We start from the raw sequence: 23,047 nt of genomic DNA, 5'->3' as shown, positions 1-23,047 counted from the left end.
ACGGTGGAGCCCGTGCGCCTCGCGACCTGGAACATCAACTCCGTCCGTGCCCGGGTCGACCGGGCGATCGCCTTCCTCGAGCGGACGGGGACCGACGTCCTCGCGCTCCAGGAGACCAAGTGCGCCGACGCGCAGTTCCCCGTCGCGCCGTTCGAGGCGGCGGGGTACGAGGTCGCGCACGCGGGCGTGAACCAGTGGAACGGCGTCGCGGTCGTCTCGCGGGTCGGCCTGGCCGACGTCGAGACCTCCTTCCCGGGCCAGCCCGCCTTCGGCGAGAAGGTCGAGGCCCGCGCCCTGGGCGCGACGTGCGGCGGCGTGCGCGTGTGGAGCCTGTACGTCCCGCACGGCCGCGAGGTCGGCGACCCGCACTACACGTACAAGCTGCGCTGGCTCGACGAGCTGCGTGGCCGCGCCGAGGGCTGGCTCGCGGACGACCCGGCTGCGCAGGTCGCCCTGGTCGGGGACTGGAACGTGGCCCCGCTGGACACCGACGTGTGGGACGTCGCGTACTTCGCGGGCAAGACGCACGTGACGCCCGCGGAGCGCGACGCGTTCGCCGCGTTCGGCGGCGCCGGGTACACCGAGGTCACGCGCGAGGCGATCCCCGCCGAGCACACGTACACGTACTGGGACTACCAGCGGCTGCGCTTCCCGCGGAACGAGGGCATGCGGATCGACTTCGCCTACCTCTCCCCCGCCGCCCGTGCCCGCGTGACGGGCGTGTCGATCGACCGCGAGGAGCGCAAGGGCAAGGGCGCGTCGGACCACGTGCCGGTCGTCGTCGACCTCGAGGACTGAGCGACCGTCCCGCCCGCGGCGCACGGCCGCGGGCGGGAGGGTCGAGGGCCTACTTGAGGTAGGGCCCCGCCTGCCCGACCGTGCCCGGCGCAGGGTTGCCCGGGAGGTCGAGGACGTACGCGCGCAGGTTGCCCTTGCCCGGAGCCGGGACCGTCAGGGTCCCGGTCGTCACGACCTTCCGGTCACCCGTCACGGCGTCCACGTAGGTGCCGTTCGGGACGCGGGAGAAGGTCGCGGCGTCGGTCACCGTGACGAGCACGAAGCTGTCCACGGCGCCCTCGGTGAACCGGCGCTTGTAGGCCATGTTCCCCTGCACGCCGACCGTCGAGTACTGCCCCTTCTGCAGCGCCGGCACGGCGCGACGGATCTGGTTGAGCCGCTGCACGTGCTGGACGAGCGGCTTCCGGAGCGTCTGCGCGACCGCGCCCGACGCGGACTCCACGACGCCGAAGTCGCTCGCGACGACGTCGCCTGCGAGGTGGTCGCCGTAGTACGCGCGCCCGGTGGTCGCGAGCGGGCACGTCGGACCGCAGTCGATCGGCTTGCCCGCCTGGAACTCGATCTCCGAGCCGTAGTAGAGCGTCGGGATGCCCCGGAAGGTCCACATGAGGCTCATGTTCTCCGCCCACGCGTCGGTGCCGCCGGTGTAGCGCACGGTCGACTTGTTGGGCCCGTAGTCGTGCGAGTCGACGTACACGACGTTGTACGTCGCGTCGTTGTACGAGTCGTCCGAGTCCTTGCCGTTGTGGTACGCGTTGCCCGCGTCCCCGAAGTTCATGTGCATGCGCATGTCGATGACGTTCATGCCCGAGAACCTCGAGTGGTCGGGCGCGTGGTACGTGTTCCCGTCGGCGCCGCCGAGGAACGCGTTGGCCGACGTCGGCTGGTCGCCCGTGCCCAGGAGGTTCTCGTACTGGAACTGCTCGGCGGCCGCCACGACGTCGTCCAGCGAGTACTCCTTGCGCTCCTTCCACGTGTAGAACTGCGCGGAGTGGTTCACGGAGCCACGGTTCCACTTGTCGTTGACGAACGCCGCGACCTCGCCGAAGACGTAGAAGTCCTTGCCCTTCTCGCCGTGCGTCGCCACGGCGTGCTCCTGGATCGCGGGCAGGAAGTGCCTGTTCCACATGACGCGCGGGACGTGCACGGCGGTGTCGACGCGGAAGCCGTCGACGCCCATGTCGATGTACCGGTTGTAGGCGTCGATCAGGTACTGCTGCACCTCGGCGTTCTCGGTGTTGAAGTCGGCCAGGTCGTCGTGCAGCCAGCAGTCCTGCGCGTCCTTGCCCTCCCAGTTGCCGATCCAGCACTGGTGGTACGTGCTCTTCGGGAACATGCCCGACGTGGGCGAGGGCCACTGGCAGCTGTAGATCTGAAACCCCTCCGGGCTCTGGTACTGCGTGGGCGTGCCGAACCCGGAGCACGTGCTCCCCGCCGGGGCCGTCGTCGACCACAGGTCGCCGTTGTACGTGCGGCCCTTCGCGAGCGCGTTCTGCGCGGCGGTGAGGGTGGGGTCGTTCCCGTCGTTCTCCTCCATCGGGTCGTACTCGCGGCCCTCCTCCTTGGCCGAGTACATCCAGTCCCACTGGCCGTCGCGCGCGCCCCACACGGTCGGCACGAACAGGCCCTTGGCGCCCCAGCGCGACGAGTGGTTGTACACGACGTCCTGGTAGATCTTGATGCCCTTCGCGTGCGCGGCGTCGATGAGGTCCTGGTAGGAGGCGCCCGACGTCTCGAGGCGCGGGTCCACGCGGAAGAAGTCCCAGCCGTGGTAGCCGTGGAAGTCGTAGTCGGACCGGTTGAGCACGACGGGCGTGATCCAGATCGCCGAGAAGCCGAGGCCCTTGACGTAGTCCAGCTTGTCGATCAGCCCCTGGAAGTCGCCGCGGAACATGGGGTCGTCGTTCGCCGCGTTGCCCGACTTCACGTGCTGGGACCCGCCACGGTTGTTCTCGCTCACGCCGTCGTTGAAGCGCGCGGTCATGACGAAGTAGATCGAGTCCTCGCGCGGGTCCCCGCCGAGCGGCTCGCCCGTCGTGCCCGGGTCGACGACGGGCTTCGTCCCCGTCGTGACGGTGACGGGCGCGCTCGCCGCCGAGCGGTTCCCCGCGGCGTCGATGGCCGTCACGGAGTACGTGTACGCGGTCCGCTCGAGCAGTCCCACGTCCGTCGCAGACGGGGTCGTGACGTCCCGCGTCACCGGGCCCGCTCCTCCGGTGCGGGTGAGGGTGTAGCCGGTGACGGCCGTGTCGTCCGTCGCGGCGTCCCACGTGACCGTCACGCGCACGCCGTCGGCCGTCGCGACGAGCCCGGACGGGACGCTGGGCGCCTGCGTGTCCGGCTCCTCGGGGACGTCGGGGCCGCACGGGCTCTGCGCGACGGGCGCGACGACGCCGCCCGAGGCGGTCTGCGCTCCCGCGGTGTAGCGGTAGTTGCCTCCGCCGTTGTTGTCCCACCGCCCGGCGCCGTCGTTGAAGACGACCTGGCCGCCGCTCGCGGTGCCCAGGTCGATGGTGTACGTGAACCAGCCCGGGCACGCCGCGGTCATCGCCGTGCCCGGGACGCTGGTCCACGCGCCCGAGCCCACCTGGTAGTGGATCTTCGGCGCGGCCCACGACGTCGCGTAGTAGATCGTCGCGGTCGTGTCCGCAGGGTCCGTCGGGTCTGTCGGGTCGGTGGGGTCGGTGCCGCACGGCGACGCCCCCGCGGTGAGCACGCTGTCCTGCACGACGACGGTCCCCGCGCCCGCCCGGTAGTTGGCGCCGCGGTTGTTGTCCCAGGTCCCGGCACCGTCGTTGAAGGTGAGCTGCACCCCCGACGCCGCGCCGAGGTCGATCTCGGCCGTCAGCCAGCCCGGGCACGCGTCCGCCATCGGGACGCCCGGGACCGCCGTCCAGGCGGCGCCGTCGACGCCGTAGTGGACGTTGGTCACCGTCCAGCCCGGGCGCTCGGGGTAGTAGACGGTCGTCATGGCCGTCGCGGTCGTCGTCGTGGTCGTCGCGCTCGGCGCCGCGACGGCGCTCAGGCCGGCCGCCCCCGGCAGTGCGACGGCGAGGACCAGGGCCCCCGCCAGGCGTGCTCGCGACCTTGCGAGCCTCGTTGTTCGCATCGGTGATCCTCCGTGTCGTGTCCCGGCGTCGGTGCCGGGACGTCGGCCGCCGGTCCGCGTGCCGCCGTCGTGGAGGACGCACCCTGGCTGTACCGTTGCTGCAAGATGTAGCAACTTTTGCGATCGCTTACAAGAGCCTGTTCATACGGCGGACGGCGCGCCGCCCCGTCGCTACGGTGTGTCCATGACCACGCCCCCCGTCCCGCCGTACGGGTCGCCCGACGAACCCGTCGACCCGTACGCCGCCCCGCGCCCGCACCAGCCGCCGCTCACCCCGTACAACCCGCCGACCGACGCCACCGCCGACGCCCCGGCGCCGGAGCAGGGCGGCTTCGTCGCACCGTCCGGGGCCGGCGGCGGGTACCGGGGCACGCCGGCGCCCGGGACGGGAGCCCCCTACGGCGCGCCCGCCGCTCCGGTCGGGCAGGGGTCGCCCTACGGCCCGGGCTCCGCTCCGGCCTTCGGCTCCGCACCCGGCGGCGGGTACCCGCCGCCCGACCCGTCCGCCTACCCCGGGTCTCCCGGCTACGGCGCCTACCCGCCCCCGTACGGGTCCGTGTACACGGCGCCGCCGCGGACGAACGGGCTGGCGCTCGCGTCGATGATCGTCTCGATCGCGAGCCTCGTGGTCTGCGCGGGCTTCCCCGGGATCGTCGGCCTCGTCCTCGGGATCGTCGCGCTCAACCAGGTGATGCGCGACGGGACCCGCGGGCGCGGTTTCGCCGTCACCGGCATCGTCGTGGGGGCTGTCGCCACGGCGTTCGCGATGCTCATCGTGCTCGCCGCGACCCTGAGCGACTCGTAGCCGTGGCCGACGACGACCTCTTCGCCCCGCCCGGCGGCCCGGCCGGCCCGCCCCGGCCGCCGGCCCCGGTCCCGCCCCCGCCGGCGGCGACCCCGGCCCCGCCGGACGCCCCCGTGCCGTCGGGCACCGCGGTGCCGCCCCCGGCCGCCACGCTCGAACCGGGCTTCGCGCCGGAGACGTACTACGCGCCCGGGTGGCAGCCCGCGCCGCCGCGCGTCGAGCCGCTCGCCGTGGCGAGCGTGCCCGCGGGCGTCGTGCTCGGCCCCGTGGGGATCGGGCTGGGTGCCGCGGGGCTCTCCCGCGTGCGGTCTCGGGGCACGCGCGGTCGTGGGCTCGCCGTCGCCGGCATGGTGGTGGGCGCCGTCGTCACGGTCGCGTGGACCGCGGGCGCGCTCGTCTGGTGGCAGGGCGAGCAGGCGCGCACGCCGCTCGCGGGCGACGTCGACGCCCCGCAGACGGTCAACGCGGTCCAGCTCGTGCTGGGCACCTGCCTCGACGAGCTGCCGCCCGACGGCGAGGTGTCGCAGGTGCGGGCCGTGCCGTGCGCGGACGAGCACCGGGCGCAGGTCGTCGCCCGGACCGACCTGGGCGCGGACGAGGTGTGGCCCGGTCAGCAGGCCGTGGACCGCCGCGTCGCGCGCGTGTGCACGCCCGACGTGCTGGGCGCCGACGCGCCCGAGGGCGTCGAGCTCGTCGTGTGGTCGCCGACCGAGGCGTCCTGGCGCGCCGGCGACCGCACGGGGCTGTGCCTGGCCGCCGGGGCCGACCCGCTCCCTGCCGACCTGCTCGGCTGAGCCCGGCCGGAGGTCCTCGCGCTCAGCGCGCGGGGGCCTCCTCGGCGAGGACGAGCCGGAGGTAGGCGCGCAGGTCGGCGGCCATGTCGACGCGCTCGGACCGGGGGCGGTCGAGCGACAGGAGCCACTGGACCTGGAGCCCGTCCATGAGCGCGACGATCTGCCGCGCGGCGACGGACGGGTCGACCCCGTCCCGCAGGGCACCCGCGCGCGCCCGGCGGGCGAGGTGCTCGCCCGTCCGCGCGACCGCCCACTCGTACCTGCGGACGAAGAACTCGTGCGCCGGGTGGTCCGGGGACGTCGCCTCGGCCGCCAGCGCCGTGAACAGCTCGACGATGTGCCGTCGGAGGGCGTTGCGCTCGACCAGGCGCACGAGGGCGTCGACGTAGTCCGTGCCGCGCGCGAGGTCGTCCTCGAGGTCCGCGTGGTCGACGGCGTCGCGGTGGTCGAGCACCGCCTCGAGGAGCGCGACCTTGGTCGGGAAGTGGTGGAGCAGTCCGGGGTGCGACATGCCCACGCGCGACGCCAGCTCGCGCAGCGAGGCGGCGTGGAAACCGACCTCACCGAAGAGCACGATCGCGGCCTGGAGGATCTCCTCGCGCTTGGCGCGACCCTTCGCGTACCCGCGCCCGGGGTCAGGGCTCGTGGTGCGACGGGGAGCGCCACGGTCGTGGCCGGCGCCGAGGGCCGCGCTCGTCATGGGTCCTGCTCCGTCCGTCGTCCGAGAGGGAAAACCCTACCGACCGCGACAGGTCCCCGGTGCCCGCCCGCCGGCTTTCACCCGCCCGGCCCGGTCCGCGGCGCTCAGGACGCCGGCGCGAGCGTGGCCTCGGCCTGGTCCCCGGTGCTCGGGGTCGGCCCCGGCACGGTGCCCGACGGCCGGTCCGTGGACGACGGCGGTGCGGGCTCGGTCGGAGCGGTCCCGCCCGGGTCCGTGGACTCCTCGTCGCCGCCCTCCGGTGCGGCCGCGAGCGCCTCGGCCGTCGCGGCGGTCACGGCGCCGTCGCCGGGAAGGCCGTTCGCCTCCTGGAAGGCGCGCAGCGCTGCCCGGGTCGCCTCGTCCAGCGTGCCGGTGACCGCCACGTCCGCGCCGTGCACGCGGAGGCGTTCCTGGACCCAGGAGACGGACGCCTCGTCGGGCTGCGTCGTGGGTGCCGGGGTCGTCGGCGCGGGCTCCGGCGCGGTGCCGCTCGGCGCGGCGGAGGGCTCGGTGGTCGGCGCGGGTCCGGCCGACGGGGGCGGCGCGTCCGTCCCGCCCGCCGACGGTCGGGGTGCCGGCGTCGTCACGGGGTCGGCGCCGTCCGCCGGGTCGTGCGTGTGGTCCGGCGGCGGGATGCGCGTCACCTCGGGGCGGGGCGCGTCGGGGCGGGGCGTGACGGCCGGGACGCCGTCCTCGACGGCGGTCCCGCCGTCGGCCGAGGCACCGACGACGACGGCCTCGCCACCTCCGGTCGCGGCGCCCACCATCCCGGCCACCGCCACGACGAGGGTGACCGCGCCCGCACCCGCGGCGACCGTGACCCACGGCGTGGCGGCGCGGCGCTCCACGGGCGTCGTCGGGGCGACGCGGGCGTCCTCCGGGGAACCGGTCGGGCCATGACGTCGGCGCACGTCGCCTCCTTCCAGTGCGGTCGAGGACGGGCGGACGACGCGTGGCGCTGCCCGCCAGGACGGTCGGGTGGACGTCCACCCTGCCCCATCGCCCGGCCCGATGTCACGCCCGGCGCCCTCACCTGCGACGACGCCGCGCCGGACGGCTCGGGTCCACGTCCGGGCCGACCCGGTTGCGACGAAGGTCGCAACGCAGGTTCCCCCCTGCGCCGCAAGACCCGGGGACCGCCCGCGCGACAGCCTGGTGGGGCACCGCACGGGAGGCCCGTGCGGGACGCATCGAGGAAGGGACCGGCATGACCACCATCCACGTCTCCGGGCTGCGCAAGACCTACGGGGCGTTCGACGCCGTGCACGACGTGACGTTCACGGCGGCGCCGGGCCGCGTCGTCGGCCTGCTCGGGCCGAACGGCGCGGGGAAGTCGACGACGCTGCACGTCCTGCTGGGGCTGGCCGCGGCGACCGCGGGGAGCGCGACGTTCGACGGGCGCGCGTTCGCGGACCTGACGCACCCCGCCCGCACCGTCGGCGCCCTGCTCGACGCCGGCGGCCTCCACCCCGGGCGCACGGGCCGCGACCACCTGCGCGTGCTCGCCGCCGCGGGCCGGATCCCGCCGGGGCGCGTCGACGACGTGCTCGCGCTGGTCGGCATGACGCCCGCCGCCGACCGGCGCGTGCGCACCTACTCGCTCGGGATGCGGCAGCGCATCGGCATCGCCGCCGCGCTGCTCGGCGACCCGGAGGTGCTCGTGCTCGACGAGCCCGCCAACGGCCTCGACCCGGCGGGCATGCGCTGGCTGCGCGACCTGGTGCGCGCGTTCGCCGACGACGGAGGCACCGTGCTCCTCGCGAGCCACGTGCTGTCCGAGGTGCGGCAGGTCGCGGACGACCTGGTCGTCGTCGGGCAGGGCCGTGTGGTCGCCGACGGGCCGCTGGACGACCTGCTCCGTGGGGAGTCCTTGGAGGACTTCTACCTCGACCTGACCGCCACGACCGAAGGGGTGCGCTGATGTACCGCGCCGAGATGCTCAAGCTCCGCACGACCCGCGCGACGTGGGTCGTCGCGGCCGTCGCCGTCGCCGGGATGCTCGTCGTCCAGGCCTTCACCCTCCTGCTGCCCACGATCCTGCGGGGCACCGAGGCGCTCGGCGGCGGCTCGACCGTCGGGTTCCAGGCGTCGCCCGAGATGTTCGAGGACCTGGCCCCCGACCTCGGCGCGCTCACCGACGCCGCCCAGCCGGCGTTCCAGCGCGGCATGCTCGACCTGCTCGGCAACGGGCTCAACGGCTCGGGGTCGGTCGGCGTCGCGACCCTGTGCATGCTCCTGCTCGGCGTGCTCGCCGTGACGACGGACTTCCGCACGGGCGGCATCGTGCCGACGGCGCTCGTCCAGCCGTCGCGGCTGCGCATCCTCGCGGCCAAGGCCGGTGCGACCGCGACCGTCGCCCTCGGGGTGGGCGTGGTGCTCGCCGTGGTCGGCGCACTGGGCCTCACCGTCGCGATCGTCGCGACCCCGGGTGCGACGCTCGCGCTCGGTCCGGGCGAGGTCCTCGGCGTGTGGGCGCGCGGCCTCGCGGTCCTCGTCCTCCTCACCTGGTTCGGGCTGGGGATCGGGACGCTCGTGCGCGGCCAGGTGGCCGCCGTCGTGACCGTCGCGGCGCTCGCGCTCGCCGAGCCCGTCGTCCGGGGCGCCGTCACCCTGCTGTCGGGCGGCGAGTCCGCCGCGGCGGAGTGGCTGCCCCTGGGCCTCGGCGCCCTCGCCTCGACAGGGCAGTCCGGCGCGGCGCTCCTGGGTGGTGCCGCACCGCTGGGGACGCTCGCCGCGCTCGCGGGACTGGTCGCCTGGGTCGCGGTGCTCCTCGGGGGCGGCGCCCTCACGCTCCAGCGACGCGACCTGGTCTGACGACCGCCGAGGTAGAGGCCTGGTACCGCGAGGTAGAGGCGTGGTCACCCCCTCCCGGAGACCACGGCTCTACCTCGCGGTACCACGGCTCCACCTCGCGGTCCGCCCCCGTAGGGTGGGCAGGCCTGCTGCCCCGACCGTCCGTGCCCGTCGTCCTGTACCCGTCGTCCTGTACCCGTCGTCCCCTGGAGGAGATCGTGACCGAGGCCCTGCGCCGCGCGCTCGACCGGGTCGGCGTGCGCACCGACACCGGTCGCGACGCCGTGCTCGCCGGGGTCGTCGCCGTCGCGACCGTCGTGCTGTTCCTCGGCATCGAGCGCGTGCTCGCGTCGGAGGTCGGCGCCACGTTCGGTGCCGGGCAGGGGGCCGCGATCGTCACCCCGGGCGCGCGCGCGACCGTGCTCGCGCTCGTCGTGCTCCAGGCGGCGACCCTGACGTTCCGCCGTCGGGCACCGCTGGCGTGCCTCGCGCTCGCCGTGGCGGCCCAGGTCGCCATCACGGTGCTCCTGCCCCCGTACGTCGGCTTCCAGGCCCCGGCGACCCTCGTCGCCGCCTACTCCGCCGGGGCGTACGCACCACGTCGCGCGCGGCTGGCCGCGCCCGCGGCCGCGGCGGCCGCGCAGGTCGTGCTCGTCTTCGCGCTCGGAGGGTTCGCCGTCCCCGCCGCGGCGGGGCCCGCGCAGCACGCGCTCCAGGTGGGCGGCGCGCTGCTCTCCGCGCTGCTCACGTTCGTCGGCGCGGCGCTCGTCGGCTCGTACGTCGCGACGCGCCGCGAGCTCGTGACCGAGCTGCGCGACCGGGTGCTCCGTGCCGAGCGCGAGCGCGAGGCGCTCGCCGCCCAGGCGGTCCTCGAGGAGCGGGCGCGCATGGCGCGCGAGCTGCACGACGTCGCGGCCCACCACCTCTCGGGCATCGTGGTCCAGGCGTCGGCCGCGGAGCGGCTCGTCGACGCCGATCCCGAGCGCGCCAAGGAGTCGGTGCGCTGGATCCGCGCGCAGGGGCGCGAGACGCTCGACGACCTGCGCCTCGTGGTCGGCATCCTGCGAGGCCCCGACGACGAGGACGGCGCGGAGCGCGAGGCGCCGCAGCCGACGCTCGCGGAGGTCCCGGCCCTCCTCGACACGGCGCGCTCCGCGGGCACCGTCGTCACGGTCGCGACCGACGGCAGCCCGTGGGAACCGACGCCGAGCACCCAGATCGCCGTCTACCGCGTGCTCCAGGAGGCGCTCGCCAACGCCCGCCGGCACGCGCCGGGCCGGCCCGTGGCCGTGCGGTTCGCGTGGTCGGCCGCGGACCTCGTCCTCACCGTGCGCAACCCGGCGGCGGGCACGGTGCCGGCCGCCGACCCGCAGACCGGCCACGGGCTCGTGGGCATGCGCGAGCGGGCGGCCGTGCTCGGCGGCTCGCTCGACGCGCGGCGCGCCCCGGACGGGGCGTGGCTCGTGCGCCTCACCGTGCCGCGCGCACCCGCACGCGACTCCCGCACCGTCGACCAGGAGGTCTCGTGACGCGCGTCGTGCTCGTGGACGACCAGGCCGTCGTCCGCGCCGGGTTCACCGTCATCCTCGAGAGCGAGGGGATCGAGGTCGTCGGCGAGGCCTCGAACGGCGCCGACGCCGTCCGCGTCGCGCGGCGCGAGCAGCCCGACGTCGTGTGCATGGACGTGCGCATGCCCGGCGGCGACGGGATCACGGCCACGCGCGCGCTCGCCGGGCCGGACGTCGTCGACCCGGTGCCCGTGCTCGTGGTGAGCACGTTCGACCTCGACGACTACGTGTTCGGCGCCCTGGAGGCCGGGGCGAGCGGGTTCCTGCTCAAGGACGCCGAGCCCGACGTGCTCGTCGACGCCGTGCGCCGCGTGGCGGCGGGCGACGGCCTGGTCGACCAGTCCCTCACGCGGCGGGTCATCGGCGAGCTCGCGCGCCGCCGCGCGCCCGTCTCCCGGGACGACGACGCGGCCGCGCTCCTCACCCCGCGCGAGCTCGACATCGTCGACCTGCTGTGCCGAGGGTCGTCCAACGCGGAGATCGCGACGGCCCTGTTCCTCGAGCCCAGCACCGTGAAGTCGCACCTGAGCCGGGCCATGACCAAGACCGGGGCGCGCGACCGCGTGCAGCTCGTCGTCTGGGCGTTCCGGCACGGGGTCGTCGACCCGGCCGGCTGACGTCAGCGGACGGGCCGCGGCACCGCGAACCGTGCGTGCACCGGCGCGGCCACGTGCACGAGCTCCGGGTCGGCGTGCCCCAGCCCGAGTCGGTCGAGCAGGTCAGTGTCGAGCGCGGCGAGCGTGCCGCGCCGCACCGTCCACGGCTCGTGCACGACCGGGAACCGCCACAGCCGCCCGGCCCGCACGCCGTACGCGTTCCAGCGCGCGGTGAGCCACCGCACGAGGCCCGACGACGCGTCGACCTCCTCGTGCGCGCGCACCTCGGCGCGGAAGGTGAGGTCGCGCAGCCCCGGGTGCTCGTGCGGGACGCGCAGGGGTCCTCGACCCGCCGAGCGGAACCGGTAGCGCACCGCAGAGGGCGGGCCGGAGCGGTCGCCGCCCGCCTGCACCACCGCGCCGGCCGGGTGGTACGGGACGCCCGCCGCGCGCGTCGCGGCGACGAACGCGCGCGACGTGGCCCACAGGCCGAGGAACCACACACCCTCGGTGCCCGTGCGGTCACGCACGTACACGCGGACGTTGAGCTCGGGGAACGTCGACCACGCGCCGAGCGCGGGCAGGGGCGGGACCCGGACGTCCGCCATGACGAACGGGACCACGCCGAGCCACGTCGTCCCGCCGACCTCCTGCACGCTGAGGCCGGGCGGGAGCCAGCCCTGCACGACGCCAGGGTCGGCGCGCCAGTGGAGGAACGTCAGCGCCTCCCAGCGCTGCACGTTCACGACGGACGCGCGGCGCACGATGCGGCACCGCTCCCGGCGACGCACGAGCCCGGTCCGGGCCGCGGGTCGGTCGGAGAGGTCACAGGACCTGGTAGAGCGCACCCTGCACGAGTCCGAGGACGACCCCCAGGAGCGCCGCCGCGCCGAGGGCCGTGCCGGCCGCCGCGAGCGCCGTGCCCGGCAGCCGTCGTCCGAGCGCGACGGCGCCGGCGACCGTCGCGACCAGCGCGAGGAGGCCCGTGAGGATGCCGTTGACGAGCTGGAGCACGCCGGCCGACGACGGCGAGTAGCCCGACGACGAGAGCACGAACGGAAAGGCCAGCGTGAACACCGCACCGACGAGGACGGTCGCGGTCCCGGCGACGAAGGCCACGACGGCGAGCGGCGAGCGGCGCGCACCAGGGGCCGAGGCCGGCGAGCTCGAGCCGTAGGGGGCGGGTGCGGACCAGGTCTCGGGGCCAGGCTGGGGAGCGGTCATGCGCCCATCCTGTCGAAGCGCGGGGTCCGGCGACAGGGACGTCCGCGGCTGCGACGGTCGGCGCCGGGCTCAGAGCGCGCCCCGCGTGAGGTCCTCCGACTCGTCCGGCTGGTACACGCACACGCGCAGCGCCTGCGGCCGCACGCTGACGTCGAGCCTCTCGGCCGGCTCGATCACGTCGCCGTCGAGCTGGCGGGGCTGCGTCCGGTCGGAGACCACGGAGACCTCGCGGCCGCGCACGACCTCGCGGCTCGGCACGCGGCTCTTGCCTCGCACGACTCCCCACAGGAGCTGGACCCAGTGCTGGAGGTTGCGGGGCGCGATGATCGCGACCTCGAGCTGCCCGTTGTCCGGCTCGGCGTCCGGCAGGAGGTTCGTCCCGGCCTGGAGGCGCCCCACGTTGCCGATCACGACCGTGCGCGCACGCCGCCGCCGTGTCTGCCCGTCGACGGTCACCTCGACGTGCATCTCGTCGTCGGCGAGGTGCTTGAGCGCGGAGAAGACGTACGCGACGGACCCGGCCTTCGCCTTGAGTGCCGTCGGCGCGTCGCGCATCATCGCGGCGTCGAGCCCCATCCCCGCCATGATCGCGAACGTCTGCCCGTCGGCGAGGCCGACGTCGATCGTGCGTCGACCGCCCTCGAGGACCAGCCGGAGGCCCTCCTCCGCGTCGGTCGGGACGCCGAGGTTCACCGCGAGGAGGTTCCCGGTGCCGCCCGGGAGGATCGCGAGCGCGGCGTCGGTCCCTGCCAGCCCCTCGACGACGGCCCGCACCGTGCCGTCGCCGCCGCTGACGAACACCACCTCGGCCCCGTCCTCGACGGCCTGCCGCGCCTGGCCCGTGCCCGGGTCCTCGGCGGTCGTCTCGAGCCATGCGGGCTCCGGCCACCCCGCCTCGGTGAGCCGCGCGACGATGAGGTCGCGCAACGCGTCCAGGCCCTCCACCCGGTTCGGGTTGACGATCACGGCCGAACGGCGAGGGGCGTCGTCGGGCCGCTGCGGGGCGGTGGGTGCAGGGCTGGTCGTCTCGTCGGTCGGCACGGACCGAGTATGTCCCGGAGGTCGTGAGGACGCGCGGTACGCGGTGGTGCCGCAGCCCGGCCGGACGGCAGGACCCCGGGTCGTGCCGTCGTCGGGACCACCGACGACGGCACGACCCGGGGTCGGCAGGGCTGCGCGTCAGGCCGTGAGGATCTCGGTCCCGAGGGTCAGCCCCTCGGCCTCGGGGTCGCGGTCGACGCGCACCACGTCGCCGTCGGCGACGTCGCCCGAGAGCAGCATCCGCGCGAGGCGGTCGCCGATCTCGCGCTGCACGAGGCGGCGCAGCGGACGCGCCCCGTACGCGGGGTCGAAGCCCTCGAGCGCGAGCCACTCGCGAGCGGCCGTCGTGACGTCGAGCGTGATCCGCCGGTCCGCGAGGCGCCGACCGAGCGCGGCGACCTGGATGTCGACGATCCGGCCCAGCTCCTCGATCGTCAGCGGCTCGAACACGATGACGTCGTCGAGGCGGTTGAGGAACTCCGGCTTGAAGCTCGACCGCACCGTGCTCATCACGGCCTCGCGCTTCGCCGCGTCGTCGAGCATCGGGTCGACGAGGAACTGCGACCCGAGGTTCGACGTGAGCACGAGGATGACGTTGCGGAAGTCGACCGTGCGGCCCTGGCCGTCGGTGAGGCGGCCGTCGTCGAGCACCTGCAGGAGGATGTCGAAGACCTCCGGGTGCGCCTTCTCGACCTCGTCGAGCAGCACGACCGAGTACGGACGGCGCCGCACCGCCTCGGTGAGCTGACCGCCCTCCTCGTAGCCGACGTACCCCGGGGGCGCGCCGACGAGGCGGGCCACCGAGTGCTTCTCGGAGTACTCCGACATGTCGATGCGCACCATGGCGCGCTCGTCGTCGAAGAGGAAGTCCGCGAGCGACTTCGCGAGCTCCGTCTTGCCGACCCCCGTGGGGCCGAGGAACAGGAACGAGCCCGTGGGACGGTCCGGGTCGGCGACGCCCGCGCGCGAGCGACGGACGGCGTCGGAGACCGAGCGGACGGCCGCCTGCTGGCCGATGAGGCGCTCCCCGATGACGTCCTCCATGTGCAGGAGCTTCTCGCTCTCGCCCTGGAGCATGCGGCCCGCGGGGATGCCCGTCCACGCGGACACGACCTCCGCGATCTCGTCCGCACCGACCTTGTCGGCGATCATCGGCGCGGCCTCGGGACCGGACGCGGCGAACGCGTCGTCGGCCTGCTCCTCGGCCTCGGCCGCGTCGAGCTCACGCTGGAGCTGCGGGATCTCGCCGTACTGGAGGCGGCCCGCGGTCTCGAGGTCGCCCTCGCGGATCGCGCGCTCGACCTGGACGCGGAGCTCGTCGAGCTTCGCGCGCAGGTCCCCGACGCGGTTGTGGCCCGCCTTCTCGGCCTCCCAGCGCGCGGTGAGCGCGGCGAGCTCCTCACGACGGTCCGCGAGGTCGGCGCGCAGCTTCTCGAGCCGCTCGAGCGACGCGGGGTCGGTCGACTCGGACAGCACGACCTCCTCCATCTCGAGGCGCGTGACCGCGCGCTGGAGCTCGTCGATCTCGATCGGCGACGAGTCGAGCTCCATGCGCAGGCGCGACGCCGCCTCGTCGACGAGGTCGATCGCCTTGTCCGGGAGCTGGCGACCGGTGATGTACCGGTCGGAGAGCGACGCCGCGGCGACGAGGGCCGAGTCGGCGATCGTCACCTTGTGGTGCGCCTCGTACCGCTCCTTGAGCCCGCGCAGGATCGCGACCGTGTCCTCGACGGAGGGCTCGCCGACGAAGACCTGCTGGAAGCGGCGCTCCAGGGCCGGGTCCTTCTCGATGTACTCGCGGTACTCGTCGAGCGTGGTCGCCCCGACGAGGCGCAGCTCGCCGCGCGCGAGCATGGGCTTGAGCATGTTCCCGGCGTCCATGGCGCCCTCGCCGCCCGCGCCCGCCCCGACGACGGTGTGCAGCTCGTCGATGAACGTGACGACCTCGCCGTCGGAGGACCGGATCTCCTCCAGGACGGCCTTGAGGCGCTCCTCGAACTCGCCGCGGTACTTCGCGCCCGCGACCATGCTCGCGAGGTCGAGAGACACGAGGCGCTTGCCCTGGAGCGACGTCGGGACGTCGCCCGCGACGATGCGCTGGGCGAGGCCCTCGACGACGGCCGTCTTGCCGACGCCGGGCTCGCCGATGAGGACGGGGTTGTTCTTGGTACGGCGGCTCAGCACCTGCACGACGCGCCGGATCTCGGAGTCGCGACCGATCACGGGGTCGAGCTTGCCCTCGGCGGCCGCGGCCGTGAGATCGGTGCCGTACTGCTCGAGCGCCTTGTACGTGCCCTCGGGGTTGGGGCTCGTGACGCGGGCGCTCCCGCGCACGGCGGGCAGCGCCGAGCGCAGCGCGTCGGCGGTCGCGCCGGCCTGCTGGAGGATCGTCGCGGCCTGCGACGATCCCGCGGCGATGCCGAGCAGCAGGTGCTCGGTGGAGACGTACTCGTCACCGAGGGCCTGCGCCTCCTTCGCGGCGTTGTCGAGCGCCGTGGACGTGGCGCGCGACGGCGTCGGCTGCGCGACGGCGGAGCCGCTCGCGGTGGGCAGTGCGACGAGCGCGGCGCGGACCTTCTGACCGACGGCCTGCTTGTCCGCGCCGACGGCGTCGAGCAGCCCGACGGCGACCCCGCCCTCCTGCGTGAGCAGCGCCGCGAGGAGGTGGGTGGGCTCGAGCTGGGGGTTGCCGGCGGCCGACGCGGTCTGGATCGCCTCGCCGATCGCCTGCTGCGACATCGTGGTGAACTTCGTTTCCATAGGTGCTCCGGTGGGGTGCTCGAAAGATGGTCTGACCAGTGGAACGACTCCGAAGTTGAGTGTATTCCGCTCAACTTCCTTCGTCAGCCTCGCGCCCGACCTCCCCGTGGTCCGTCGTCCGGAGCGGATGAACTCCCGGCCGCATTCCGTCTCAAATCGGCATCGACCCTCGCCTCGGGCGACGATCCGCGACATGCTGGGTCAGTGAACTCCTCACCCTTGCGCAGACGACTCGGCCTCGCTGCCCTCTTCGCCACCCTCGCACTCTTCCTCGCGGGGTGCATGAGGATGGACATGGCCCTCACCCTCAACGAGGACGACACGTTCGACGGCAGCGTCGTCATGGCGTTCAGCGACGAGCTCGCCACGTCGATGGGGTCGGACCCGCAGGAGCTGTGGGACCAGATGGGCTCCGAGATGGAGTCCGAGCTCCCCGAGGGCGCGACCCAGGAGCCGTACGCCCAGGACGGGTACACGGGCACCAAGATCACGTACGCGGACCAGCCCATCTCGCAGCTCTCGTCCGCCGGGGCCGACTCGATCTCGGTCGCGCGCGAGGGTGACGAGTACGTGGTGAGCGGGTCGATGGACATGACCGGCGAGGAGTTCAACCCCGACACGGGTGACGCGACGAGCGACGAGCTCACGCAGCAGATGATGGACAGCCTCGACATCAAGATCTCCATCACCTTCCCCGGTGAGGTCGCCGAGTCCAACGGCGAGGTCGACGGCAACACGGTGACCTGGACGCCGGTCGTCGGCGAGGTCAACGAGATGACGGCGCGCGGCTCGGCCGTCGCGGGCGGCGCTGCAGGGTCGGGCGACGAGGGCTCGGACGAGGCCACCGGCGACTCGGACGGCGCCACCGCTCCGGACGGCGGCGACAGCGCGGGCGACGCCTCGGACTCCGGCTCCCTGGCCTGGCTCTGGTTCGTGATCGGCGGCGTCGTGCTGCTCGGCATCATCGGCCTCGTGCTCTGGCTCGTGCTCCGCTCCAAGCCGGGCACGCAGGACGGCCAGGCCGCCGGCTTCCAGCAGGGCGGCTACCCGGGTCAGCCCGGCCAGTACCCCGGTCAGCCCCAGGGCCAGTACCCGGGCCAGCAGGGTGGTTACCCCGGACAGCAGCCGGGCCAGCCCGGTGCCTACCCCGGCCAGCAGGGCCAGCCCGGCGCCTACCCGGGCCAGCAGGGCCAGCAGGGCGGCTACCCGGGCCAGCAGCCGGGCGCGTACCCGGGTCAGCAGCCGGGCGCCTACCCCGGGCAGCCGGGTGCGCCGCAGGGCTACGGGGCACAGCCTCCGGCGCCGGGCCAGTACGGCGCGCAGCCGCCGGCACCGCCGCAGCCGCAGGGCGGCTACCCCGGCGCGGCCCCGTACGCCCCTCCCGGCGCGCCGCACCCGCAGTCGTCGCCGACGACGCCGCTCCCCGCGCAGCCGCCCGTCCCGCCGGGCGCGACCCAGCCGCTGCCGCCGCACCAGCAGCCGGCACCGACCCAGCCGCTCCCGCCGCAGCCCGGCCCCGGCCCGGACGGGCCCCCGGCACCGGGCGGACCCGACGACGAGATCGACGACGCGACGCGGCTGCGCCCCCCGCCCGAGTGACCCCAGCACCACCCGTCGACGGCCCGCCCCGGAGTCCGGGGCGGGCCGTCGTGCGTCGCGGGCCCGTCGAACGGCGCGGTCGTCTCAGGACTCGACGGTGACCTCGACGACGTCGCCCACGGCGTCGAACCGCACCGCGGGCCAGTACCCGTCGAGGAAGTGCTCGCCGCACGAGTCCGCGAGGTGCACGACCGTGCCGCCGCCGTCGTGCCGCTGGACGAGCTCCACCACGAGGTCGTCGCTCGCCTCCGCCAGCTCGTCCGGCGTCGGCTCCTCCTCGCTGAACCGGCGGACCACGGCCTCGACCGCGCGGCGCGCCAGTCGCGGGCTCAGGGCGTCGTCCCACAGCGCCTCCGCCGGCACGTACGCGAGCGCCTCCGCGCCGAGGCCCGGGTCGACCTCGGCGAGCGTGGCCGGTCGCCACGACGGGTCCCGGTCCTTGTCGACCACCTGCGCGCGGACGCCCTCGACGAGGTCCGGCTGCGTGTCGACGAACCACGAGACGAGCCCGTACTCCTGCTCCAGCGCGGCGCGCAGGTCTGGGAGGTGGCGCGCGCTACGCACGGCAGCGAGCGCGACGGTGACCGCGGTGGGCGAGAGCCGCTCGAGCTCGTCGGCCTCGGCGCCCGACTGCTCGTCCCCGTCGCGGGCGGCTGCGCGCAGCCGCGCCACGATCTCGGGCACGTCGTCCGCCGCGTACGCGGCGTCGGCCGCCGCCCGCCGGGCGACGAGGCGCGAGACGGGTGCGGGCAGGGCGTGGCGGCGCACGACCTCTCGCACGTCCTCGACGTCGAGCGGGTCGACGCCGGCGGTCGCGAGCGCCGCGAGGTCGGCCACGAGCACGGGCAGGCGCTCGCTCGGCACGTAGTGGTCGGCGAGCCCGGCGAAGATCGCGTCGGCGGCGTCCATCGTCACGGCGCCGAGCGCGAGCAGCTCCCCGAGTCGCCCGGGTGCGCGGGCCAGGAGCCAGGAGCCGCCGACGTCGGGCGTGAAGCCGATCCGCGTCTCCGGCATGGCGACGCGCGACCGCTCGGTGACGACGCGGACCGGCGCGTGCGCGGCGAGACCGACGCCGCCGCCCATGGTGATGCCGTCCATGATCGTCACGACGGGCACGGGCAGCTCCGCGAGCGCCGCGTCGACGGCGTACTCGCGCCGGAAGTACCGGCGCGCGTCGGCCTGACGGCCGGCCACGATCGACGCGTGGAGCTCCCGGACGTCGCCGCCCGCGCACAGGCCGCGGTCGCCCGCGCCGTCGAGCAGCACGAGGCGCACGGTCGGGTCGACGCGCCACTCCTCCAGCACGTCGGCGATCTCGCCGAGCATGGCGTAGCCGAGGGCGTTGAGCGCGCGGGGACGGTCCAGGGTGAGGTGCCCGACGCCGTCGTCGACGCGGGCGATGATCTCGCTCGTCACGCGCGCCACGCTACCCCGCACCCGCGCGTTGTCGCCGAGCGATCGCGCCGAGGCGCGAGAATCTGCTGACACGTGGTGGGGCGAGGACAGGAGACGCGGATGGCCGAGACGCAGACGCCGGTGTGGCGCACGGACGTGCTGGGCGAGGACTGGGTGGCCCGCGACCTCGACCTGCCGGACGGCGCGGTCGCGACCCTGGTGCGGCGCGACGCCCCGGCGCCCTCGGGCGACCGGCCCGCGGTGCTGTACGTGCACGGGTTCATCGACTACTTCTTCCAGACCCATGTCGCCGAGGCGGTCGAGGCGCGGGGCTACCGGTTCTACGCGCTCGACCTGCGGGGCTACGGGCGCTCGATCGGCCGCGGCTCGGGCGCGCCGTCGCGGCCCGACGACGACCCCAACTTCGTCACCGACCTCGCCGTCTACGCCCGCGACCTCGACGCGGCCGCGCGGGCGATCCGGGCCGAGGGGCACGAGCGGCTCGTCGTGCTCGGGCACTCGACGGGCGGCCTCGTCGCCAGCCTGTGGGCGGACGCGCGGCCTGGCCGGCTCGCGGCGCTCGTGCTCAACAGCCCGTGGTTCGAGCTCAACAAGCCGTGGGTGTTCCGCGGGCCGGTGACGTGGGTGATCGACGTCGTCGGTCGGTTCGCGCCGCGGCTCGTCGTGGGCGCGCTGGACCCGCACTGGGTGGAGGCGCTGCACTCGAGCACGGGCGGCGAGTGGGACTTCGACCTCGCCTGGAAGCCGATCGAGGGCTTCCCCGCGCGGGCGGGGTTCGTCCGGGCCGTGCGGCGCGCGCACGCGCGCGTCGGGCGCGGGCTGCACGTCGACTGCCCGGTCCTGGTGCTGGCGTCCGCGCGCAGCGGCCCGGCGTCCGGCTGGCACGACGCGCTGCTCACGACCGACAGCGTGCTCGACGTCGGCCACATCACCTCGCGTGCCGAGCGGCTCGGCGACGACGTCACGGTCGTCAGGGTCGAGGGCGGCGCGCACGACCTCGCCCTCTCCCCCGAGCCCGCGCGGTCGACCTACCTGCGGGAGGTCCTCGACTGGCTCGACGCCCGCGTCTGACGGCCCCCACCGTCGTGTCCGAATCCCGCTAGCCACGGGAGGGTCCGCGGGGTGAGGATCGAGTCATGACGACGACCCTCGCGACTCCCCGCGCGGTTGCGGACCCCGTGTTCGCGGAGCGCTACCGTGCCATCGCGTCGCGTGACCGACGGTTCGACGGCCAGTTCATCACCGCCGTGAGCAGCACGGGCATCTACTGCCGCCCGTCGTGCCCCGCGCGCACGCCCAAGCCGGAGAACGTCACGTTCTACCTCACGTCCGCGGCCGCGCACGAGGCCGGCTACCGCGCGTGCAAGCGCTGCCTCCCCGAGGCGGTGCCCGGCACGCCGAGCTGGGACCTCGGGCACGACCTCTCCGCCCGCGCGATGCGCCTCGTCGCCGACGGTGTCGTGGACCGCGAGGGCGTCGACGGCCTCGCCGCCCACCTCGGGTACTCGGCCCGGCACGTGCACCGCGTGCTCGTCGCGGAGCTGGGCGCCGGCCCGGTCGCTCTCGCCCGCGCGCTGCGCGCCCAGACCGCGCGCGCCCTGCTCACGGGCACCGACCTCCGCCTCGCCGACGTCGCGTTCGCCGCGGGGTTCGGCAGCGTCCGGCAGTTCAACGACACGATCATCGAGGTCTTCGACACGACGCCGAGCGAGCTGCGCCGTCGTGCGCGGCCCGACCGCTCAGCCCCTCCCCGCGGCGGCGCCGGGTCGGGTGGTGCCGTCCTCAGCCCCGACGACGCGGGCGCCGTCGGGGACGACGCCGGCACCACCGCGGTGCTCGACCTCACGCTTCCCCTGCGCGAGCCCTTCGACGCGCGCGGCGTGTTCGCGTTCCTCGCCGCGCGCGCCGTCGACGGCGTCGAGGTGGCGGACCTCGCCGGACCCGTCCTCTCGTACGCGCGCACGCTCGCGCTGCCGCACGGCCCGGGCGCGTTCCGTGCGACGTACGGACCCCCGCCGGGGAGCACCCGCGGCGCGGCGCGGTTCCACGTCGAGCTCGAGCTCACGTCCGTGGCCGACCTGCCCGCGGCGATCGCCCGGGTCCGCCGCCTGTTCGACCTCGACGCCGACCCCGCGGCCGTGGACGCGGCCCTCGCCACCGACCCGGCGCTCGCCGCGTCGGTGCGCGCCGTGCCCGGTGTCCGCGTCCCGGGCGCGGTGGACGCGACGGAGATCCTCGTCCGCGCGCTCGTGGGGCAGCAGATCTCCGTCGCCGCCGCGCGCACGCACCTGTCGCGGCTCGCGGTCGCGCTCGGCACGCCGTTCGCGTCGCGGTTCGGGCCGGCCCGCCTCTTCCCGACGCCGACGCAGCTCGCCGAGGGCGGGGCCGACCACGTGCGCGGGCCCGCGCGCCGCACGGCCGCGATCCTCGGGGTCGCGCGCGCGCTCGCCGACGGGTCGCTCGCGCTCTCCCCCGCCGACGACCCCGTCGCCCAGCGCGCGGCGCTCGAGGCGATGCCCGGCGTCGGCCCCTGGACGTCCGGGTACGTCGCGATGCGCGTCCTGCACGACCCGGACGTCCTGCTCGACGGCGACCTCGCCCTGCGCGCGGGTGCCGCGGCGCTCGGCCTGCCCGACGACCGGCGCGTGCTCGTCGCGCACGCGGAGCGCTGGGCGCCGTGGCGCTCGTACGCCGCGATGCACCTCTGGCGCGCCGCGACCCCCCGACCCTCGTCCGCCCCCACGAAGGAGACCTCGTGACCACCACAGCCACCGCCCCCGCGACGACCACCACCGGAACGGCCGTCACCACGACGGTCGCCACGCCCGACGGCCCGTTCACGGTCGTCGTCGACCCCGACGGAACCGTCCTCGCCTCCGGCTGGACGGCCGAGCCCGCGGCGCTCGTCGCGCTCGTCCACCCCGACCTGCGCCCCACGGACGTCTCGCAGGTGCCCGACGACGCACCCGCCGTCGTCCCGGCCGTCGCCGCGGTCCGGGCGTACTACGCGGGCGACGTGCACGCGATCGACGCCGTGCCCGTGCGCCAGGTCTCCGGGCCCTACCGCGCGCACGCGTGGGACGTGCTGCGCACGGTCGAGCCGGGCGACCCCGTCACCTACACGCGCTACGCCGAGCTGTCGGGACGGCCCGCCGCCGTGCGCGCCGCCGCGGGCGCGTGCGCAATGAACGCGGCCGCACTGTTCGTGCCGTGCCACCGCGTGCTCCGCACGGACGGCAGCCTCGGCGGGTTCCGCTACGGCCTGGAGGTCAAGCGCAGCCTGCTCGACCGCGAGGCTCGCGCGGCCGGGGAGTCGTCCCTCCTCTGAACCGGGTAGCGGCCGCGGTGCACGCTCAGCCCCAGCCGAAGAGCTGGGTCCACACCCGGTCCGCGTGCCCGACGCCGATCTCGCGCAGGTCGCAGTCGAGGATGTTCGCCCGGTGCCCGGGCGAGTCCATCCACGCGCGCACCACGTCCTCGGCCGTCGCCTGACCCTTCGCGATGTTCTCCGCGCCCGGGTTCGCGTAGCCCTGGGCCTTCGCTCGGTCCCACGGCGAGCGGCCGTCGAGGCTCGTGTGGTCGAAGTAGCCCTGCGCGAGCATGTCCTCGCTGTGGAGCTGCGCCGCGGCCGTGAGGCGCTCGTCGACGACGAGCGGGCCGCAGCCCGCCGCGGCACGCTCCGCGTTGGTCCGCTCGACGACGGCGGCGCCCTCCGCGGAGATCGCGCCCGGCCCGGGCGGGACCGCAGCGGCGGACGCCGGGGCGGGGGCGGGCGTCACGTTCGGCGCCGGGTCGGCGGCCTCGCCCGACGGCGCCGGGTCGACGTGCGCGTCGCCCGGACCCG

20 protein-coding genes are annotated in these 23,047 nt (G+C 75.3%); 11 read left to right on the top strand and 9 right to left on the bottom strand.

What is annotated here, in order from left to right:
• The first annotated feature begins 12 nt into the window (after nt 1-12).
• A complete protein-coding gene (locus CCE02nite_RS17425; RefSeq protein WP_141390876.1) occupies nt 13-798 on the top strand; it encodes an exodeoxyribonuclease III in 786 nt (261 codons plus the stop codon).
• Between the two features lie 49 nt (nt 799-847).
• On the opposite strand, the gene CCE02nite_RS17420 is transcribed toward CCE02nite_RS17425, so the two are convergent.
• Nucleotides 848-3,907, bottom strand: coding sequence for a carbohydrate binding domain-containing protein (locus tag CCE02nite_RS17420; protein WP_141390875.1), 3,060 nt, complete (start codon nt 3,905-3,907; stop codon nt 848-850).
• A 184-nt stretch (nt 3,908-4,091) separates the two neighbouring features.
• On the opposite strand from CCE02nite_RS17420, the gene CCE02nite_RS17415 reads away from it, so the two are divergent.
• Both CCE02nite_RS17415 and CCE02nite_RS17410 read left to right on the top strand, forming a co-directional pair.
• Nucleotides 4,092-4,712, top strand: a complete 621-nt coding sequence (locus tag CCE02nite_RS17415; RefSeq protein WP_141390874.1) for a DUF4190 domain-containing protein — start codon at nt 4,092-4,094, stop codon at nt 4,710-4,712.
• 2 nt (nt 4,713-4,714) lie between these two features.
• Nucleotides 4,715-5,506, top strand: a complete 792-nt coding sequence (locus tag CCE02nite_RS17410; RefSeq protein ID WP_255318938.1) for a septum formation family protein — start codon at nt 4,715-4,717, stop codon at nt 5,504-5,506.
• A gap of 22 nt (nt 5,507-5,528) precedes the next feature.
• Here CCE02nite_RS17410 and CCE02nite_RS17405 read toward each other — a convergent pair whose 3' ends face one another.
• Together CCE02nite_RS17405 and CCE02nite_RS17400 are read right to left on the bottom strand one after the other, a co-directional pair.
• Nucleotides 5,529-6,206 carry a TetR/AcrR family transcriptional regulator gene (locus tag CCE02nite_RS17405; protein ID WP_141390873.1) on the bottom strand — a complete coding sequence of 226 codons (678 nt, stop codon included), beginning with the start codon at nt 6,204-6,206 and terminating at the stop codon, nt 5,529-5,531.
• Nucleotides 6,207-6,310: 104 nt separating this feature from the next.
• Entirely contained in the window at nt 6,311-7,117 is an 807-nt protein-coding gene (locus CCE02nite_RS17400; protein WP_141390872.1) for a peptidoglycan-binding domain-containing protein, read from the bottom strand.
• A gap of 296 nt (nt 7,118-7,413) precedes the next feature.
• Between CCE02nite_RS17400 and CCE02nite_RS17395 the strand changes: the two genes are divergently transcribed.
• From CCE02nite_RS17395 to CCE02nite_RS17380, 4 genes are all read left to right on the top strand, one after another.
• Nucleotides 7,414-8,127 carry an ABC transporter ATP-binding protein gene (locus tag CCE02nite_RS17395; protein WP_141390871.1) on the top strand — a complete coding sequence of 238 codons (714 nt, stop codon included), beginning with the start codon at nt 7,414-7,416 and terminating at the stop codon, nt 8,125-8,127.
• A complete protein-coding gene (locus tag CCE02nite_RS17390) occupies nt 8,127-9,020 on the top strand; it encodes a hypothetical protein (RefSeq protein WP_141390870.1) in 894 nt (297 codons plus the stop codon). Before CCE02nite_RS17395 ends, CCE02nite_RS17390 begins: the two co-directional genes overlap by 1 nt.
• Before the next feature lie 197 nt (nt 9,021-9,217).
• A complete protein-coding gene (locus CCE02nite_RS17385; RefSeq protein WP_141390869.1) occupies nt 9,218-10,528 on the top strand; it encodes a sensor histidine kinase in 1,311 nt (436 codons plus the stop codon).
• Nucleotides 10,525-11,184, top strand: a complete 660-nt coding sequence (locus CCE02nite_RS17380) for a response regulator (protein WP_141390868.1) — start codon at nt 10,525-10,527, stop codon at nt 11,182-11,184. The genes CCE02nite_RS17385 and CCE02nite_RS17380 overlap by 4 nt, the downstream gene beginning before the upstream one ends.
• Nucleotides 11,185-11,186: 2 nt before the next feature.
• On the opposite strand, the gene CCE02nite_RS17375 is transcribed toward CCE02nite_RS17380, so the two are convergent.
• The 4 genes from CCE02nite_RS17375 to clpB all read right to left on the bottom strand — a co-directional run bounded on the left by CCE02nite_RS17375 (nt 11,187) and on the right by clpB (nt 16,188).
• Complete coding sequence (locus tag CCE02nite_RS17375) at nt 11,187-11,927, bottom strand: YqjF family protein (RefSeq protein ID WP_170227368.1); 741 nt, start codon at nt 11,925-11,927, stop codon at nt 11,187-11,189.
• A gap of 61 nt (nt 11,928-11,988) precedes the next feature.
• Nucleotides 11,989-12,387: a hypothetical protein gene (locus tag CCE02nite_RS17370; RefSeq protein ID WP_141390866.1), complete on the bottom strand. Its 399-nt coding sequence runs from the start codon at nt 12,385-12,387 to the stop codon at nt 11,989-11,991.
• Between the two features lie 69 nt (nt 12,388-12,456).
• On the bottom strand, nt 12,457-13,428 hold the full coding sequence (locus CCE02nite_RS17365; protein ID WP_141390865.1) for a diacylglycerol/lipid kinase family protein: 972 nt from the start codon (nt 13,426-13,428) through the stop codon (nt 12,457-12,459).
• Between the two features lie 138 nt (nt 13,429-13,566).
• Entirely contained in the window at nt 13,567-16,188 is a 2,622-nt protein-coding gene (gene clpB, locus CCE02nite_RS17360) for an ATP-dependent chaperone ClpB (RefSeq protein WP_141390864.1), read from the bottom strand.
• Nucleotides 16,189-16,392: 204 nt separating this feature from the next.
• Here clpB and CCE02nite_RS17355 point away from each other — a divergent pair, with 204 nt between their 5' ends.
• Complete coding sequence (locus tag CCE02nite_RS17355) at nt 16,393-17,787, top strand: LppM family (lipo)protein (RefSeq protein WP_170227367.1); 1,395 nt, start codon at nt 16,393-16,395, stop codon at nt 17,785-17,787.
• Between the two features lie 84 nt (nt 17,788-17,871).
• On the opposite strand, the gene CCE02nite_RS17350 is transcribed toward CCE02nite_RS17355, so the two are convergent.
• Nucleotides 17,872-19,203 carry an enoyl-CoA hydratase/isomerase family protein gene (locus CCE02nite_RS17350; RefSeq protein ID WP_308463701.1) on the bottom strand — a complete coding sequence of 444 codons (1,332 nt, stop codon included), beginning with the start codon at nt 19,201-19,203 and terminating at the stop codon, nt 17,872-17,874.
• A 99-nt stretch (nt 19,204-19,302) separates the two neighbouring features.
• Between CCE02nite_RS17350 and CCE02nite_RS17345 the strand changes: the two genes are divergently transcribed.
• The 3 genes from CCE02nite_RS17345 to CCE02nite_RS17335 all read left to right on the top strand — a co-directional run bounded on the left by CCE02nite_RS17345 (nt 19,303) and on the right by CCE02nite_RS17335 (nt 22,531).
• The gene (locus CCE02nite_RS17345) at nt 19,303-20,274 is read left to right on the top strand and encodes an alpha/beta hydrolase (protein ID WP_141390862.1); all 972 of its coding nucleotides are present in this window, start codon (nt 19,303-19,305) and stop codon (nt 20,272-20,274) included.
• 65 nt (nt 20,275-20,339) lie between these two features.
• Nucleotides 20,340-21,962 carry an AlkA N-terminal domain-containing protein gene (locus CCE02nite_RS17340; protein WP_141390861.1) on the top strand — a complete coding sequence of 541 codons (1,623 nt, stop codon included), beginning with the start codon at nt 20,340-20,342 and terminating at the stop codon, nt 21,960-21,962.
• Complete coding sequence (locus tag CCE02nite_RS17335) at nt 21,959-22,531, top strand: methylated-DNA--[protein]-cysteine S-methyltransferase (protein ID WP_141390860.1); 573 nt, start codon at nt 21,959-21,961, stop codon at nt 22,529-22,531. The genes CCE02nite_RS17340 and CCE02nite_RS17335 overlap by 4 nt, the downstream gene beginning before the upstream one ends.
• A gap of 25 nt (nt 22,532-22,556) precedes the next feature.
• Here the strand turns inward: CCE02nite_RS17335 and CCE02nite_RS17330 are convergent.
• Nucleotides 22,557-23,047: CAP domain-containing protein (locus CCE02nite_RS17330; RefSeq protein ID WP_141390859.1), on the bottom strand; the 491-nt coding region annotated here is incomplete at its 5' end.

Origin of the sequence: Cellulosimicrobium cellulans, assembly GCF_006539945.1 — a bacterium.
Classification (GTDB): domain Bacteria; phylum Actinomycetota; class Actinomycetes; order Actinomycetales; family Cellulomonadaceae; genus Cellulosimicrobium; species Cellulosimicrobium cellulans.
Note: the sequence above shows the minus strand (reverse complement) of the source record. Positions and strands in the feature narration are given on the sequence as shown.

Coding starts and splice junctions, on each gene's coding strand:
- CCE02nite_RS17415 (WP_141390874.1), top strand. CDS start 4,092: ATGACCACGCCCCCCGTCCCGCCGTACGGGTCGCCCGACGAACCCGTC.
- CCE02nite_RS17405 (WP_141390873.1), bottom strand. CDS start 6,206: ATGACGAGCGCGGCCCTCGGCGCCGGCCACGACCGTGGCGCTCCCCGT.
- clpB (WP_141390864.1), bottom strand. CDS start 16,188: ATGGAAACGAAGTTCACCACGATGTCGCAGCAGGCGATCGGCGAGGCG.
- CCE02nite_RS17395 (WP_141390871.1), top strand. CDS start 7,414: ATGACCACCATCCACGTCTCCGGGCTGCGCAAGACCTACGGGGCGTTC.
- CCE02nite_RS17420 (WP_141390875.1), bottom strand. CDS start 3,907: ATGCGAACAACGAGGCTCGCAAGGTCGCGAGCACGCCTGGCGGGGGCC.
- CCE02nite_RS17340 (WP_141390861.1), top strand. CDS start 20,340: ATGACGACGACCCTCGCGACTCCCCGCGCGGTTGCGGACCCCGTGTTC.
- CCE02nite_RS17370 (WP_141390866.1), bottom strand. CDS start 12,387: ATGACCGCTCCCCAGCCTGGCCCCGAGACCTGGTCCGCACCCGCCCCC.
- CCE02nite_RS17345 (WP_141390862.1), top strand. CDS start 19,303: ATGGCCGAGACGCAGACGCCGGTGTGGCGCACGGACGTGCTGGGCGAG.
- CCE02nite_RS17390 (WP_141390870.1), top strand. CDS start 8,127: ATGTACCGCGCCGAGATGCTCAAGCTCCGCACGACCCGCGCGACGTGG.